Origin of the sequence: Pseudomonas sp. FP2254, from assembly GCF_030687695.1 — a bacterium.
In the GTDB taxonomy this organism is placed as follows: domain Bacteria; phylum Pseudomonadota; class Gammaproteobacteria; order Pseudomonadales; family Pseudomonadaceae; genus Aquipseudomonas; species Aquipseudomonas quebecensis.
The window spans coordinates 2,037,791-2,054,470 of sequence record NZ_CP117444.1 but is presented as its reverse complement, the minus strand read 5'-3'; the positions used below and the strand labels follow the sequence as shown (position 1 = coordinate 2,054,470).

General features: G+C 57.7%; 8 protein-coding genes, 2 tRNA genes and 3 rRNA genes. 3 read left to right on the top strand and 10 right to left on the bottom strand.

The features are described 5' to 3' along the window. Window position 1 precedes the first annotated feature (1 nt). From PSH94_RS09580 to PSH94_RS09570, 3 genes are read left to right on the top strand one after another with little or no spacing between them, the layout of a single operon-like run. The gene (locus tag PSH94_RS09580; RefSeq protein WP_305437726.1) at window positions 2-1,429 is read left to right on the top strand and encodes an O-antigen ligase; all 1,428 of its coding nucleotides are present in this window, start codon (window positions 2-4) and stop codon (window positions 1,427-1,429) included. Continuing rightward, window positions 1,429-2,838 (top strand): lipid II flippase MurJ, encoded by a 1,410-nt coding sequence (locus PSH94_RS09575; RefSeq protein ID WP_305437245.1) that lies wholly within the window; start codon window positions 1,429-1,431, stop codon window positions 2,836-2,838. The genes PSH94_RS09580 and PSH94_RS09575 overlap by 1 nt, the downstream gene beginning before the upstream one ends. A gap of 28 nt (window positions 2,839-2,866) precedes the next feature. Beyond that, window positions 2,867-3,895, top strand: a complete 1,029-nt coding sequence (locus tag PSH94_RS09570; RefSeq protein ID WP_305437243.1) for an acyltransferase family protein — start codon at window positions 2,867-2,869, stop codon at window positions 3,893-3,895. A 40-nt stretch (window positions 3,896-3,935) separates the two neighbouring features. On the opposite strand, the gene PSH94_RS09565 is transcribed toward PSH94_RS09570, so the two are convergent. The 10 genes from PSH94_RS09565 to PSH94_RS09520 all read right to left on the bottom strand — a co-directional run bounded on the left by PSH94_RS09565 (window position 3,936) and on the right by PSH94_RS09520 (window position 16,126). Next, window positions 3,936-4,517 (bottom strand): DUF4174 domain-containing protein, encoded by a 582-nt coding sequence (locus PSH94_RS09565; RefSeq protein ID WP_181081351.1) that lies wholly within the window; start codon window positions 4,515-4,517, stop codon window positions 3,936-3,938. 164 nt (window positions 4,518-4,681) lie between these two features. Continuing rightward, a complete protein-coding gene (locus tag PSH94_RS09560) occupies window positions 4,682-5,314 on the bottom strand; it encodes a glutathione S-transferase (RefSeq protein ID WP_285429088.1) in 633 nt (210 codons plus the stop codon). Window positions 5,315-5,385: 71 nt separating this feature from the next. Continuing rightward, window positions 5,386-7,743, bottom strand: a complete 2,358-nt coding sequence (locus PSH94_RS09555) for a DNA polymerase II (protein WP_305437241.1) — start codon at window positions 7,741-7,743, stop codon at window positions 5,386-5,388. A 225-nt stretch (window positions 7,744-7,968) separates the two neighbouring features. Next, entirely contained in the window at window positions 7,969-8,424 is a 456-nt protein-coding gene (locus PSH94_RS09550; protein WP_305437239.1) for an SRPBCC family protein, read from the bottom strand. Between the two features lie 270 nt (window positions 8,425-8,694). Beyond that, entirely contained in the window at window positions 8,695-10,587 is a 1,893-nt protein-coding gene (mrdA, locus tag PSH94_RS09545; protein WP_266249707.1) for a penicillin-binding protein 2, read from the bottom strand. A 332-nt stretch (window positions 10,588-10,919) separates the two neighbouring features. After that, window positions 10,920-11,035: ribosomal RNA gene (gene rrf, locus PSH94_RS09540) — 5S ribosomal RNA — on the bottom strand. A gap of 151 nt (window positions 11,036-11,186) precedes the next feature. Further along, a 23S ribosomal RNA gene (locus tag PSH94_RS09535) occupies window positions 11,187-14,078 on the bottom strand. A 246-nt stretch (window positions 14,079-14,324) separates the two neighbouring features. Continuing rightward, window positions 14,325-14,400, bottom strand: a tRNA-Ala gene (locus PSH94_RS09530). 30 nt (window positions 14,401-14,430) lie between these two features. After that, a tRNA-Ile gene (locus PSH94_RS09525) sits at window positions 14,431-14,507 on the bottom strand. Between the two features lie 82 nt (window positions 14,508-14,589). Then, window positions 14,590-16,126: ribosomal RNA gene (locus tag PSH94_RS09520) — 16S ribosomal RNA — on the bottom strand. Together the 16S, 23S and 5S rRNA genes with 2 tRNA genes alongside form the textbook arrangement of a ribosomal RNA operon. Between the last annotated feature and the right edge of the window lie 554 nt (window positions 16,127-16,680).

Below are 16,680 nucleotides of genomic sequence, written 5' to 3'. Positions count from 1 at the left end.
AGTGAACCTGGCCAGTCTCGTCGCGATTCTCTTCGGCCTGCTGTTTGGTGCCCTGGCCCTGCTGCTGTCCCCGGCCAAGGCATTCCTGGCGGTGATCGGCCTGGCGGGCGTGGTGACCATCCTGCGGTTCCCGCTGTGGGGCTTGCTGCTGTTTGCGGGGATGGCGACGTTCATGCCGTACTCCACGGTCAATCTCGGCATTCGCAGCACGGTCAGCGAAGCGATCCTGGCCCTGACCTGGGGCGCGATTGTGTGGCACAGCTTTCTGTCACGCCTGCCGGCCACGCCGAGCCTGGCGACGCGGCCCACCGACCAGATGCTGCTGTGGCTGATGCTGTTCAGCGTGTTTCCCTTCATTGTGGGGCAGGTCACCGTCCAGGCCGACACCAGCGGCGTGGCCAACTGGCTGCGCTGGTTGTTGAACCTGTCAGGGGTGTTTCTCGCCGCCAGGCTGCTGGTGGAACGTAAACACCGCGAGGCGCTGGTGATCGCCCTGCTGCTGGGCACCCTGGCGATGCTGCTGCTGTCGATCGCAGTGTTCGTGCGCACCCGCTCCGGCGCCGGCATTGCGCCGATTCTGGCAATGTTCAACTACGCCAACTTCGACATGCTCAAGTTCGGCCTGGAAGCCATGTCCTCGCGCATGGGTTCGCCCTGGACCCACCCGAACGCCATCGGCGGGATCATGGCCTTGCTGCTGCCGCTGGCGTTCTGCTTCGGCATGACCGAGCAAGGTTGGAGACGCGCGCTCGGCCTGGGCGTGGCATGTCTGGGTGCGGCGGCGTTGCTGCTGGCGAGCAGCCGTGGGGCGATGGTGAGCCTGGCATTGGTGTTGATGTGGATGGCCATTCGACGGGTGCCGTACACCGGGCGCCTGCTGATGATCGGCGCGGCGCTGACCGTGGCGTTGGTGCTCGCCTATCCACCGCTGCAGGACCGACTGGCAACCATCTTTTCCTCGAGCAATGCGAGTACCGAGGTGCGCTTCGACGAGTACCGCATGTTCCCGCAGGCGGTGGCCTCCTATCCCCTGGGCATCGGGTTCAAGGCAGACCCACCGGTGCCCGGTTCGCACCTGCTGGGGATCTCCAACCTGTGGCTGAACTACATCTACAAGATCGGCCTGGCCGGCATGCTGTTGTTTGTTGCGGTGACGGTACGCTGGTGGCGCGAGGCACGCCCGGATAAAGGCCCGATCCGCCTGACCAAGGACAATGCGTTGTGGCTCGGCACCACCGCCGGCATCCTGTCGGCGCTGGTCAGCGGCCTGTTCGACCACTACTTCAGTTTCGCGGTGGTGATGGTGGCGCTGTTCTGGCTGATGGTGGGGATCAATGTGCTGGAGGCCCGGCGGCTGTTCCCGGCGCGCGTGCCGCAGGTCAAGCGGGTGGCGCACGGTAAACCGCTGATTGATGGTGCGCCCTTCTGATGCTCGGCTCCGCCGCGTGGCTGACCCTGGCAACCTTGCTGGGCCTGTGCCTGGGATTTGCCCGCGAGTGGCTGCTGGTGGCGGCGTGGGGCGCCGGCGAGCGCAGCGATGCGTTCCTGATCGCGTTGTTCCTGCCCGAAGCGCTGCGCATGTCGTTGGCCGGCGGCGTGCTGAGCGCCGCCGCACTGCCGCTGTACCTGGCGCGTAAGGAGCGCGAGCGACTGGACTGGCTGGCGGTATTGTTTCCGGCCCTGCTGTTGATTGCGCTGCTGACCAGCCTGCTGTTGATGTGGCTGGCACCCTGGCTGGTGCAGGTGCTGGGGCCTGGATTGGCGAACAGCGCCACGGCTCTGGCCGCCAATAACCTGCAGATCGTCGCGTGGTGCGTGCCGGGATTACTGCTGCACGCCCTGTTCAGCATTCCCTTGCAGGCCAGCGAACGCTTTGTGCTGGCGGGGCTGGGCTCGTTGTTGTTCAACCTGCCGCCGGTGACTTACCTCGCCGTCGCGGGCAGCGCCACACAGCCGCACTCACTGGCGCTGGCGTGCCTGGCCGGCAGCCTGCTGATGCCGCTGGCACTACTGCCGTCGATCTGGCGCCAGGGTTGGCGCCCGTGGCGTTGGCAACTGAGCGCTGCGCCGCTGCGGGAACTGGGCCAGCGCATCGGCCCGCTGCTGCTGAGCAACGGCGCCAGCCAGGGCCTGGCCTTGATCGAGCGCCTGGTGGCGTCGCTGCTGGGAGAAGGCGCGGTGACGTGGGTCAACCTGGCGCGCAAGCTGATGAACCTGCCGCTGATTGCGCTGATGAGCCTCAATCAGGTGCTGCTGGGCATGATGAGCCGACGCCAGGGCGATGAGCGCCTGGCCCTGCTCAAGCGCGGCCTGCAGACCGCCAGCGTGCTGACCCTGCCGGCGGGCGTCGGCCTGGTCGCCGCCGCGCCGAGCCTGGTGGCGCTGCTGCTGCCCAGCCAATCGCTGGATTCGCCGCTGCCGCTGCTGCTGGCCTGGTTTGCCGTACCGCTGGTGTTCGGCGCATGGAATGCCCTGCTCGCGCGTTACGCCTACGCCGCCGGCGACACTCGCCAGCCGCTGCGCTGCGAGCTGCTGGGCAGCCTGGTCAATGTACTGCTGCTGGGCGCCCTGCCGTTTATGGTTGGCCTGGCGGGCATCCCATTGGCCGCGCTGGCGGGCGTGATCTGCACGGCGTTGTTGTTGATGCAGCGCCAGGCGTTGCTCGACGCTCTGCCCTGGGCTCGTCACTGGCTGCTCAGTGCGCTGCTGCTGGGCCTGGCGGCGCTGCTGCTGTTCCCGGTGCCTGGGGTATGGCTGCAACTGGGGCTGAGCACGCTGGCCGGCGCGGGAGTGATGCTGGGTATGGGGCTGTGGCTCAAGCCGTGGCGTAAAGCATGAGTTGCTGTCATCGAACGGGAGCACTGAGGTGAAACATCGCTGGATTCAAATGGACATCGCCAAAGGCATCGGCATCCTGGTGATCGTGTATGCCCACAGCTGGTTCGTCGCCACATCGCCGGACGTGTTGTATCCGATCCTGGCATCGTTTGTGCTGCCGTTGTTTTTCTTCCTGTCCGGGGTGTTTTTCAAACCGGAACAGCCGTTTATGGAAATGGCGGTGCGCAAGGCGGACGGCCTGCTCAAACCATTTTTTTTCACCATGCTGGTGTATGTGATCGTGCGCGATGTGCTGCGCGGCCAACCTTTGCTGCCGGACATCGGTGGCGTGTTGTATGCCACGGTGGGCACCATACCGTGGCAGGCGCTATGGTTCCTGCCGCACTTCTGGGTAGCGATTGTGTTCAGCTGGGTGCTGCTGCGGCTGATCCAGCGCCTGTCGCTGGCGCTGAGCTGCACCGTAATGATCGTCCCGCTGCTGCTGGGCATCTGGATGCTGCCCTGGTTCTGGCAACTGCCGGTCACGATCGGCGAGCACACCTGGGTGCTGCCCGGCCTGCCGTTCAGCCTGGACATCACGCTGATCAGCAGTGCGTGTTTTGTTTATGGTTACCTACTTCGCGATTGGCTGCGGACCCACGGCGGTTCCTGGCTGACACTGCTGGTGTCGGTGGTGCTGTTCGCCGCGGTGTTCCTCTACAGCCATGCCACCATGGACCTGGCGCAGCGTCGCTACGATCACTGGCTGTGGACCAGCCTGCTGGCGGTGATCGGCGTGTATCTGTGCTGGGCACTTGCGAAGGTGATCATGGCGTCGCTACTGTTGACGCGGGTGATGACCTACATTGGCCAGTCCACCTTGATCCTGTTGATCTTCCATGGCGAGATCCAGCACAAGACAGTGGACCTGCTGGTGCGCCTCGGGCTGCATGACTTTGCCGCGGCGTGCATCGGATTTGTGGTGGCCGTGGTGGTGCCATTGCTGATCGGGGAAGTGATCAAGCGGGTGGCGGCCCTGCGGTTTTTCTATTTTCCGTTTCCGGTGCGCAGGCGCTAGGAATAGGTGTGGGGAGCGAGCGTGCTCGCTCCTGGCGAGGTTAATCGTCCAATGGCTGCGCAGTTGGCTTGCTACCGTGCTTGGCAGGCTTGGCGCCCTTGGCCGGCGTCGGGGCAGGTGCCGCTGGTTGCGGCTCAGGTGCCGCCGCGGCTTCCTTTTCGGCCATGGGCATCTGGTCGATGGCGCTGAAGAATTCCTTGAGGTCGAGGGTATCCGGTGGCACGGTCTTCTCGAGCTTCTTGTCGCCGTCCTTGCCGACCAGGATCACTTTGGTACCGCTGCCGGCGCCAAGTTTGAGGGCGCGGATCAAGGCGTTGGTTTCCGGCGGGGTGAGTTTTTTGTTGTCTTTAGGGTCTTTGGCGAACTTTTCGCCTTCGGCGCCGATGCTGCCGAACTTGACGGTGTAGAACACCATGCTGCGTTCTTCAAAGGACTGCTTGGTGGCCGGCTCGTCCAGCGCCTTCTTGAGCTTGGCCAACGTATCGTTGCCGGAATCAAGCTCTACCACCACCAGCGGGCGGGCCTTGCCTAGGTCCTGTTTGAGCGGGTTGATATCGTCAGCCGCCAACAGCGGCCCCGTAAACGCCATCAAGGTAGCCAGGGTCAGCGACCGGATGAGCATGCGCACCTCCTTTGAATTCCATGCAGGGTTCTTGAGTTTCATGTCTGCGACCGTCAAATTCAAGGATGATTCCTACAGCACTTTGAGAAAGCGTAGGTCAGGACGTCCGCGACGCAAGGGGTTGAGGAGGGTCACGACGATTGTTTCGCTTGATTGCAGAAACATTACGACACCTTCCACTGCGGCCAATGCCGGGCAAACACGGGTGCCACGACGGGGTCGGCATCCACGCGCGCCAGCGTTTGTGCAAAGCCTGGCGCCAGGGCGCTCAACGCCTCTCGCGCCGAGTCCCAGCGCGACACCGTCGCCGCCATGAGGCCCAGCGCATTCGGCTCACCGTTGTCGGCAAACAACTGCTCGGCAAACTGCTCGGCAAATATCACCCAGGCCTGATGCAGGTGACGCCGTGTGCCGCTGACCAGTTGCGCCTGCACTGCGTCCGGCGCGTCGCCCAACCAACGGTGCGGGTAGTCGATGATGCCAATCGCCGAGTAGCAATTGGCCGCGATGTACACCAGGCCGCGGATGATCTGCGCGCGGTCGCCACTCAGCAGGTGCGCATCGGGAAATGCCAGGCCCAGGTGGATCAGAATGGCTGCGCTTTCCGTTAACACCTGGCCGTCCGGCGTGACCAGCGTGGGGATCTGCTTGAGGGGGTTGATGCGCGCCAAGGCATCGCTGCCCTCACCTTCGTGCCAGGAGCTGGCGTCCACCCGATGCCACGGCACTGCGCAACGCTGCAGGGCAATTTCGATCATGCATGAGCCGGACTCGTCGGTGCCGTAGAGCGTGTACATCGGGAATTCTCCTTGATTGCGCGTCGAAGAAGGCCAAGCGTGCAGACATGCGACCGCTCAGTGCAAGCGCTTTAGAACAGTCCCATCTGCCCGCCGACCAACGTGCTGAAGTCGTCATTCACAAAGGGCAGAATCGCATCGGCCACCGGCTGTAATTGGCGGGTGACGTAGTGATCGTAGTCGATGGGCGCCCGACGCACCTCCAGCGGTTCAGGCCCGTTGACGCTGATCACGTAACTGATCCAGCCACCGCGCTGGTACTGGCGCGGGCGGCCCAGGCGGTCGTTGTACTCGTCCGCCAGGCGCGCGGCACGCACGTGGGGCGGCACATTGCGCTCGTAATCGTCCAGCCGGCGTCGCAGGCGTTTGCGATAGATGAGCAGCTCATCGAATTCGCCGCTCAAGGTTCGTTGCACGTAATCGCGGATATACGCCTGGTGCGGCTGACGGTGAAAGATGCGCCGGTAAAGCTCCTGCTGGAACTGTCGGGCCAGCGGCGACCAGTCGCTGCGCACGGTTTCGAGCCCCTTGTAAACCATGTCTTCGCGGCCGTCGCCGTGCACGACCAGGCCGGCGTAACGCTTCTTGCTGCCCTCCTCGGCGCCGCGAATGGTCGGCATGAGGAAACGCGTGAAGTGGGTTTCATATTGCAGCTCCAGGGCGCTCTGCAGGCCGAACTCGGCGCTCAAGTGCGCGCGCCACCAATCGTTGACGTGCCTGACCAGCGCCTGGCCGATGCGACTGGCGTCCTCCTGTGAGTGCGCGCGGCCGAGCCAGACAAAGGTGGAGTCGGTGTCGCCGTAGATCACCTCATAACCCTGGGCCTCAACCAACTGGCGGGTCTGGCGCATGATTTGGTGACCACGCAGGGTGATCGATGAGGCCAGGCGGGTGTCGAAGAACCGGCAGCCACTGGAGCCGAGCACCCCGTAGAAGGCGTTCATGATGATTTTGAGCGCCTGGGACAGCGGTGCATTGTGTTCGCGCTTGGCCACTTCACGCCCCTCCGACACGCGCGCGACTATCGACGGCAGGCAATGACGTGTGCGGGAAAACCGTGCACCGCGAAAGCCTTCGACCGAATCACTGTCGTCGGGGTGTTTGAGGCCTTCGATCAGGCCCACGGGGTCGATCAGGAAACTGCGGATGATCGACGGGTAGAGACTTTTGTAATCCAGGACCAGCACCGACTCGTAAAGACCGGGGCGAGAGTCCATGACGAATCCGCCGGGGCTGGCCTGGGGCGGTTTGTCGCCCAGATTCGGCGCAACGAAGCCCTGGCGGTGCATCAGCGGCATGTAGAGGTGAGTGAACGCGGCGACGGAACCGCCGTTACGGTCAGCCGGCAAGCCGGTGACACTGGCGCGCTCCAGCAGGAACTTGAGCAGCTCGGTCTTCTCGAAAATCCGTGTGACCAGTTCGCAGTCCTTGAGGTTGTAGCGTGCCAGGGCAGGCTTGTCCTCGGCGAACATGCGGTTGATTTCGTCCATGCGTTGGTACGGGGTGGAGATGTCCTTGCCTTCGCCGAGCAGGGTTTGCGCAACGTTTTCCAGGCTGAAGGACTCGAAACTCCAGGTCGCCGACCGCAACGCCTCGATCCCGTCGATGATCAAGCGTCCCGCCGCCGCCGCGAAGTAATGGTTGCGGCTGCCGTGCTCGCGCCAACTCATGGCCTCGTCACCGCGCCCGAGCAGCAATGGCACATTGAGGCGCTGGGCGTGCTCATGGAGCACCCGCAAATCGAACTGCACCACGTTCCAACCGATGATGGCGTCGGGGTCGAAGGTTGCCAGCCATTCATTAAGACGCTCGAGCAATTGGGCGCGGCTGTCGCAATAGTCGAGCTTGAAGTCCACCGCATCGTTTTTGTTGGGCGGCCCGAGCATGTATACCTGGCGCTCTCCACACCCCTGGAGTGCGATGGAATACAGGTCGCCCTGGGCGGTGGTCTCGATGTCCAGGGACACCAGCTTGAGTGGCGGACGATAGTCCGGCGCGGGTTTCATCTGCGCGTCCGACAGAGCGCCTGTGCCGTCCGGCGTACCGTCGAACCAGACGGGCGCGGTAATGAAACGTTCCATCATGTAGCGTTCCGGCGGGCGTACATCGCCTTCGTACACATCGACACCTGCGGCCCGCAGGCGTTTTTCCAGGTCCATCAATTGGCGATGCTGGCGGGTATACAGTCCGAGGACGGGGCGATGATGGAAATCACACAGTTGCAGTGGTCGCAATTCGATATCGCGCTCGCCCTTGAGCAGCCAATCCAGCGGTTTGCGATGCGCCTCGGGGATAAACATCACCGAGGTTTGCACGGGTAGGCGAATAAACCGTGGCCCCTGGTCGGTGGCCAGCCAGAAGCTGACCTCCGTGCCCGCCGGGGTATCACGCCAATGCCGGGTCAGGACAAAACCCTGCTGTAACTCCACCGTGCCGCACCTCAGGAATCGCTTTTAGCTGGTGATTCTACGCGGCACAGGGCTCAGGGCGTGAAGTAATGCTCATGACGAGCAGGTTTTATACCTGACCTCGCCTTAAAGCCGCATCCACTCGGTGTTCCCGCATTGTTAAACGCAGTTGACCGTCGTGATCATTCCGGCAATAGCTCACGGTTGCCTAGTCAGACGCTTGAGTAGTTGGCTCGATGGCCGGCGTCATTTTTTGAGGTAGTTTTCGATATTGCCCATTTGCTCGTCCCAGCCACGGGAGTTCATCTTGAACGCCTTCTGCCGGCGCGCCTCAGGTACGGCATTGAAGCCGGACTCGACTACCCGCAGCAGAATCGCCGGCGCACGGTCCTCGATGGTGAATTCCACCAGGGTCGGAGTTTCCTTGTCGTAGTCGACATTTTTATCCACGGCGAAGGGATGCCACCTGAACGCGAACAACGTTTGTGGCAGGATTTTCTCGATGCTGGCCTTCCAGACCACGTGTTCATAACCGGGATAGGTGATAGGTGCTTCGATGCTCTGACCTTCGACGAAGGTTTTGCCTTCGAGGGCGACACCGAACCATTTGCCGAATTGCTCGGCGTTCGTCAGCGCGTCCCATACTTTTTTACGTGAAGCGTTGAGCAGGATTTTTCGCTCTATGCGATCTAATACGTGCATAAGTCACCTCCTCCATTGACCCTAGGTGACATCAAACAATGCGCAACCTCAAGTTGTAAGCAATGATGATGACCCGTCCATTACCTGACTCTACGATATGACTGACGCACTGAATGGAAGTTGCTTTTGTAAGGGGATTCGTTATCGAGTGCGGAGCCTGAAAAGTCACATCTGAAGGTGGAGCGACGATCCAGGCGTAAGGCCCACTTCGCACATCTGGCCATGGCTCGCCTATGAGGACGTAGAGATTGGAAACATGGCAAGCATGAGTCAGACGCGTGGATCTCCAGGGGCCTTTGTCGGTGTCGCATATTGCGGCTTGAGGTGCCCTTCCTGATCGAGCAACCAGGCGTCCATGATCTGCCGCACCACAGGGCCTGCAACGCGACCACCGGCCTCACCGTTTTCGATCATGACCGAAATGACGATTTTCGGATGTTCGGCCGGGGCAAAACCTACAAACAAGGCGTTATCACGGTGGCGTTCAAGCGTCTTCTCGCGGTTGTAGCGCTCGCCCTGCTTGATCGCCACCACTTGCGCAGTACCACTCTTGCCAGCAATACGATACTGCGCGCCTTGCGCAGCCGCGCGCGCAATGCCGCGTGGGTCGTGCATGACCAGTTGCATCCCATGGTTGACCTGTTCCCAGTCGCGCGGATTCTTGAGAACGATGTTGGGCATGGGGTTTTCGTCTACCGGCGGTACACCGTTGATGGTTTTGGCCAGGTGCGGGCGATTCCACACACCTTTGTTGGCGATCAAGGCAGTTGCCTGGGCGAGTTGCAGCGGAGTGACTTGCATATAGCCCTGGCCGATGCCGAGGATCACGGTTTCACCCGGGAACCATGGTTGGCGTCGAGTGGCGCGTTTCCAGGCCTGGGACGGCATCAGACCGGCTGACTCTTCGAACATATCCAGAGATACTTTCTGCCCCAGGCCGAATTCGGCCAAATAGTCATGCAAGCGGTCGATGCCCAGCTTATGGGCCAGATCGTAAAAGTAGGTGTCGTTGGAGCGCATGATGGCGGCATCCATATCAACCCAGCCATCACCACTATGGTTCCAGTTGCGGTACTTATGGTCAAAATCGGGCAGTTGGTAGTACCCAGGGTCAAACACGCGCGTTTGAGCGGTGACGACCCCGCTGTCCAGACCGGCGATGGCCACCTCGGGTTTGATGGTCGAGCCGGGCGCATACAGGCCTCTCAGGACACGATTGAACAGCGGTCGGTCAATGGAGTCGTGCAGTGCAGCGTATTCCTTGAAACTGATGCCGGTGACGAAGAGGTTCGGGTCGAAACTGGGCTTGCTGACCATGGCCAGCACTTCGCCCGTTTGCGGGTCCAGCGCAACCACCGAACCTCGGCGATCACCCAAAGCTTGCTCTGCTGCTTCCTGAAGTTTGACGTCGAGGCTCAGGACGATATTTTTTCCAGGGATCGGGTCGGTGTGTTTGAGTACGCGAAGCACCCGGCCCTGAGCGTTGGTCTCGACTTCTTCATAGCCTACATGGCCATGGAGTTCGGACTCGTAGAAGCGCTCGATCCCGGTTTTGCCGATCGACTGCGTGCCGCGGTATTCCACCGAGTCGAGTGCTTTGGACTCCTTCTCATTGATCCGTCCTACATAACCAATGGAATGAGCAAAGTGCGGCCCCAGGGGGTAATGCCGGACGAACTGTGGCTCGACGTCGACCCCAGGCAAGCGGAACTCATTCACTGCCAGAACGGCAATCTGTTCTTCTGTGAGCTCGTAAAACAGTGTCACCGGGACAAAAGGATGGCGCGCCTGTTTGAGCGCCTTATCGAACAACGCACGGTCTTCAGTGGGTAGATGCAACAAATTGACGATGGCATCGAGTTCACTCTTGAGGTCAGTGGTGCGCTCGCGAGTAATGGTCAGGTTGTAACTGGGCCGATTATCGGCAAGCACTACGCCGTTTCGGTCGTAAATCAACCCACGCGTCGGAGTGATGGGCAGCACATGGACACGGTTATTTTCAGAGATCGTGGAGTGGTAGTCGAACTGCACCACTTGCAGGAAGTACATGCGCCCCACCAGAGCGCAGGTGATACCCATGACCAACACTGCGCAGGCGAGCAGGCGCTTGTTGACCAGTCGATTCTCTTTTTCATGGTCTTTGATAGGTATGGGTTCAGGCATTTCTACAGCATCTCGTTTGAAGAAGGTCGACGCCGCGTCCTGCGGATAAAGATCAATCCCTGTGAAAATGTGCTGCACCATACCAAAAATGCAGAAACACTTTGCATCGATTTCTTCAACGGTACTCGGCGGTGCCTATTCATCAGACGAGAAAACCAGTGTATCGCCGTGACCGAGAACCGTACGTCGACCACAGCGGTAAAGCCGCAGCAATGACGAGGCGTGTGCAGGCGCAATGGCTGATAACAGTACTCGCGCTGACGCCCGTGGCGCTTTTCGAGCGCGCAAAACAAAACCCCAACTGCTCTCGCAATTGGGGTTTCGGAATTTAATCTTGACGATGACCTACTCTCACATGGGGAAACCCCACACTACCATCGGCGATGCATCGTTTCACTGCTGAGTTCGGGATGGGATCAGGTGGTTCCAATGCTCTATGGTCGTCAAGAAATTCGGGTACTGAGTCGTGACCAGATGGCCTCGCTTCAGCAAATTGGGTATGTGACAGCTGTCGGTGTTTTGTGAGCGTCGAACTTTCGGTTCATTGCGTCTTCACACACCGCAATCTGGCCTTTCGACTCAAATTGCTTGGGTGTTATATGGTCAAGCCTCACGGGCAATTAGTATTGGTTAGCTCAACGCCTCACAGCGCTTACACACCCAACCTATCAACGTCGTAGTCTTCGACGGCCCTTCAGGGAACTCAAGGTTCCAGTGAGATCTCATCTTGAGGCTAGTTTCCCGCTTAGATGCTTTCAGCGGTTATCTATTCCGAACATAGCTACCCGGCAATGCCACTGGCGTGACAACCGGAACACCAGAGGTTCGTCCACTCCGGTCCTCTCGTACTAGGAGCAGCCCCTCTCAAATCTCAAACGTCCACGGCAGATAGGGACCGAACTGTCTCACGACGTTCTAAACCCAGCTCGCGTACCACTTTAAATGGCGAACAGCCATACCCTTGGGACCGGCTTCAGCCCCAGGATGTGATGAGCCGACATCGAGGTGCCAAACACCGCCGTCGATATGAACTCTTGGGCGGTATCAGCCTGTTATCCCCGGAGTACCTTTTATCCGTTGAGCGATGGCCCTTCCATACAGAACCACCGGATCACTAAGACCTACTTTCGTACCTGCTCGACGTGTCTGTCTCGCAGTCAAGCGCGCTTTTGCCTTTATACTCTACGACCGATTTCCGACCGGTCTGAGCGCACCTTCGTACTCCTCCGTTACTCTTTAGGAGGAGACCGCCCCAGTCAAACTACCCACCATACACTGTCCTCGATCCGGATAACGGACCTGAGTTAGAACCTCAAAGTTGCCAGGGTGGTATTTCAAGGATGGCTCCACGCAGACTGGCGTCCACGCTTCAAAGCCTCCCACCTATCCTACACAAGCAAATTCAAAGTCCAGTGCAAAGCTATAGTAAAGGTTCACGGGGTCTTTCCGTCTAGCCGCGGATACACTGCATCTTCACAGCGATTTCAATTTCACTGAGTCTCGGGTGGAGACAGCGCCGCCATCGTTACGCCATTCGTGCAGGTCGGAACTTACCCGACAAGGAATTTCGCTACCTTAGGACCGTTATAGTTACGGCCGCCGTTTACCGGGGCTTCGATCAAGAGCTTCGCGTTAGCTAACCCCATCAATTAACCTTCCGGCACCGGGCAGGCGTCACACCCTATACGTCCACTTTCGTGTTTGCAGAGTGCTGTGTTTTTAATAAACAGTCGCAGCGGCCTGGTATCTTCGACCGGCATGAGCTTACGGAGCAAGTCCTTCACCCTCACCGGCGCACCTTCTCCCGAAGTTACGGTGCCATTTTGCCTAGTTCCTTCACCCGAGTTCTCTCAAGCGCCTTGGTATTCTCTACCCAACCACCTGTGTCGGTTTGGGGTACGGTTCCTGGTTACCTGAAGCTTAGAAGCTTTTCTTGGAAGCATGGCATCAACCACTTCGTCATCTAAAAGATGACTCGTCATCAGCTCTCGGCCTTAAGATCCCGGATTTACCTAAGATCTCAGCCTACCACCTTAAACTTGGACAACCAACGCCAAGCTGGCCTAGCCTTCTCCGTCCCTCCATCGCAATAACCAGAAGTACAGGAATATTAACCTGTTTTCCATCGACTACGCTTTTCAGCCTCGCCTTAGGGACCGACTAACCCTGCGTCGATTAACGTTGCGCAGGAAACCTTGGTCTTTCGGCGTGGGTGTTTTTCACACCCATTGTCGTTACTCATGTCAGCATTCGCACTTCTGATACCTCCAGCAAGCTTCTCAACTCACCTTCACAGGCTTACAGAACGCTCCTCTACCGCATCACTTACGTGATACCCGTAGCTTCGGTGTATGGTTTGAGCCCCGTTACATCTTCCGCGCAGGCCGACTCGACTAGTGAGCTATTACGCTTTCTTTAAAGGGTGGCTGCTTCTAAGCCAACCTCCTAGCTGTCTAAGCCTTCCCACATCGTTTCCCACTTAACCATAACTTTGGGACCTTAGCTGACGGTCTGGGTTGTTTCCCTTTTCACGACGGACGTTAGCACCCGCCGTGTGTCTCCCATGCTCGGCACTTGTAGGTATTCGGAGTTTGCATCGGTTTGGTAAGTCGGGATGACCCCCTAGCCGAAACAGTGCTCTACCCCCTACAGTGATACATGAGGCGCTACCTAAATAGCTTTCGAGGAGAACCAGCTATCTCCGAGCTTGATTAGCCTTTCACTCCGATCCACAGGTCATCCGCTAACTTTTCAACGGTAGTCGGTTCGGTCCTCCAGTTAGTGTTACCCAACCTTCAACCTGCCCATGGATAGATCGCCCGGTTTCGGGTCTATTCCCAGCGACTAGACGCCCTATTAAGACTCGCTTTCGCTACGCCTCCCCTATTCGGTTAAGCTCGCCACTGAAAATAAGTCGCTGACCCATTATACAAAAGGTACGCAGTCACCCAACAAAGTGGGCTCCCACTGCTTGTACGCATACGGTTTCAGGATCTATTTCACTCCCCTCTCCGGGGTTCTTTTCGCCTTTCCCTCACGGTACTAGTTCACTATCGGTCAGTCAGTAGTATTTAGCCTTGGAGGATGGTCCCCCCATATTCAGACAAAGTTTCTCGTGCTCCGTCCTACTCGATTTCATGACTAAGAGATTTTCGCGTACAGGGCTATCACCCACTATGGCCGCACTTTCCAGAGCGTTCCGCTAATCTCAAAGCCACTTAAGGGCTAGTCCCCGTTCGCTCGCCACTACTAAGGGAATCTCGGTTGATTTCTTTTCCTCAGGGTACTTAGATGTTTCAGTTCCCCTGGTTCGCCTCTTGCACCTATGTATTCAGTACAAGATAACCATCTTATGATGGCTGGGTTCCCCCATTCAGACATCTCCGGATCAAAGTCTGTTTGCCGACTCCCCGAAGCTTTTCGCAGGCTACCACGTCTTTCATCGCCTCTGACTGCCAAGGCATCCACCGTATGCGCTTCTTCACTTGACCATATAACCCCAAGCAATCTGGTTATACTGTGAAGACGACATTCGCCGAAAATTCGAATTTCTCAATTAAGAGAACTCACAAATTTTACCTTAGCCTGATCCGTTACCAGTGAAAGTAACGTTCAGTCTATCTTTCTATCACATACCCAAATTTTTAAAGAACGAACTAGTCAAAGACTAGAAATCAACATTCACCATCGCAGTGATGGAATGCTCATTTCTAAGCTTTATACAACAGAAGCAGTAGTGGTGGAGCCAAACGGGATCGAACCGTTGACCTCCTGCGTGCAAGGCAGGCGCTCTCCCAGCTGAGCTATGGCCCCGTATTTCTACAGGCGTTTCCCACACAAAATTGGTGGGTCTGGGCAGATTCGAACTGCCGACCTCACCCTTATCAGGGGTGCGCTCTAACCAACTGAGCTACAGACCCAATTTCGGGCTGCTTCTTATCGTCTTCTTCAATGAATCAAGCAATTCGTGTGGGAACTTATGGAGCAGCTGATGTCGTCGATTAAGGAGGTGATCCAGCCGCAGGTTCCCCTACGGCTACCTTGTTACGACTTCACCCCAGTCATGAATCACACCGTGGTAACCGTCCCCCCGAAGGTTAGACTAGCTACTTCTGGTGCAACCCACTCCCATGGTGTGACGGGCGGTGTGTACAAGGCCCGGGAACGTATTCACCGCGACATTCTGATTCGCGATTACTAGCGATTCCGACTTCACGCAGTCGAGTTGTAGACTGCGATCCGGACTACGATCGGTTTTATGGGATTAGCTCCACCTCGCGGCTTGGCAACCCTTTGTACCGACCATTGTAGCACGTGTGTAGCCCAGGCCGTAAGGGCCATGATGACTTGACGTCATCCCCACCTTCCTCCGGTTTGTCACCGGCAGTCTCCTTAGAGTGCCCACCATAACGTGCTGGTAACTAAGGACAAGGGTTGCGCTCGTTACGGGACTTAACCCAACATCTCACGACACGAGCTGACGACAGCCATGCAGCACCTGTCTCAATGTTCCCGAAGGCACCAATCTATCTCTAGAAAGTTCATTGGATGTCAAGGCCTGGTAAGGTTCTTCGCGTTGCTTCGAATTAAACCACATGCTCCACCGCTTGTGCGGGCCCCCGTCAATTCATTTGAGTTTTAACCTTGCGGCCGTACTCCCCAGGCGGTCAACTTAATGCGTTAGCTGCGCCACTAAGAGCTCAAGGCTCCCAACGGCTAGTTGACATCGTTTACGGCGTGGACTACCAGGGTATCTAATCCTGTTTGCTCCCCACGCTTTCGCACCTCAGTGTCAGTATCAGTCCAGGTGGTCGCCTTCGCCACTGGTGTTCCTTCCTATATCTACGCATTTCACCGCTACACAGGAAATTCCACCACCCTCTACCATACTCTAGTCAGTCAGTTTTGAATGCAGTTCCCAGGTTGAGCCCGGGGATTTCACATCCAACTTAACAAACCACCTACGCGCGCTTTACGCCCAGTAATTCCGATTAACGCTTGCACCCTCTGTATTACCGCGGCTGCTGGCACAGAGTTAGCCGGTGCTTATTCTGTCGGTAACGTCAAAACCATCACGTATTAGGTAATGGCCCTTCCTCCCAACTTAAAGTGCTTTACAATCCGAAGACCTTCTTCACACACGCGGCATGGCTGGATCAGGCTTTCGCCCATTGTCCAATATTCCCCACTGCTGCCTCCCGTAGGAGTCTGGACCGTGTCTCAGTTCCAGTGTGACTGATCATCCTCTCAGACCAGTTACGGATCGTCGCCTTGGTGAGCCATTACCCCACCAACTAGCTAATCCGACCTAGGCTCATCTGATAGCGCAAGGCCCGAAGGTCCCCTGCTTTCTCCCGTAGGACGTATGCGGTATTAGCGTCCGTTTCCGAACGTTATCCCCCACTACCAGGCAGATTCCTAGGCATTACTCACCCGTCCGCCGCTCTCAAGAGAAGCAAGCTTCTCTCTACCGCTCGACTTGCATGTGTTAGGCCTGCCGCCAGCGTTCAATCTGAGCCATGATCAAACTCTTCAGTTCAAACATCTTTGGGTTTTTAAGAAACCCTAAACTTGGCTCAGCAATCGTTGGTTACATCTTTGATTTCTCGCGGAGCAACTTGCGATGCTGATAATCTTGTTGACTATCAGTCTGACTCCACAAGCACCCACACGAATTGCTTGATTCAGTTGTTAAAGAGCGGTTGGTTAAGATCTTTCGTCTCAACCGAGGCGCGCATTCTACAGCAGCCTCATTTGCTGTCAAGTGATTATTTTCAGAAGTTTTCGAAGATTTCTTCAACAACTTCAACCACTTGCGCTTCCGATCTCTCGTTAGCGGGAGGCGAATTCTACAGCGTTACACGCTGCTGTCAACACCTCTTTTTCTCCGCTTTCGACCGAGAAGATCGAAACGTTAATAGAGCCAAACAACCTTGCCCCATCAACTCCTTCTGAGCTTCGATGAACTGAAGCGATCCGCTATCGAATTCTGCGTAACTCTTTGTTTACCAAGGAGTTTTCCGTTTCGACTGCGCCGGAAGTGGGGCGAATTATAGACTTCTGGAATCTGCCGTCAAGCGTTAATTTGATTTT

What these genes read in the sequence shown, in the direction of transcription:
- PSH94_RS09575 (WP_305437245.1), top strand. Translation starts at nt 1,429, where the DNA reads ATGCTCGGCTCCGCCGCGTGGCTGACCCTGGCAACCTTGCTGGGCCTG.
- PSH94_RS09565 (WP_181081351.1), bottom strand. Translation starts at nt 4,517, where the DNA reads ATGCTCATCCGGTCGCTGACCCTGGCTACCTTGATGGCGTTTACGGGG.
- PSH94_RS09560 (WP_285429088.1), bottom strand. Translation starts at nt 5,314, where the DNA reads ATGTACACGCTCTACGGCACCGACGAGTCCGGCTCATGCATGATCGAA.
- PSH94_RS09550 (WP_305437239.1), bottom strand. Translation starts at nt 8,424, where the DNA reads ATGCACGTATTAGATCGCATAGAGCGAAAAATCCTGCTCAACGCTTCA.
- mrdA (WP_266249707.1), bottom strand. Translation starts at nt 10,587, where the DNA reads ATGCCTGAACCCATACCTATCAAAGACCATGAAAAAGAGAATCGACTG.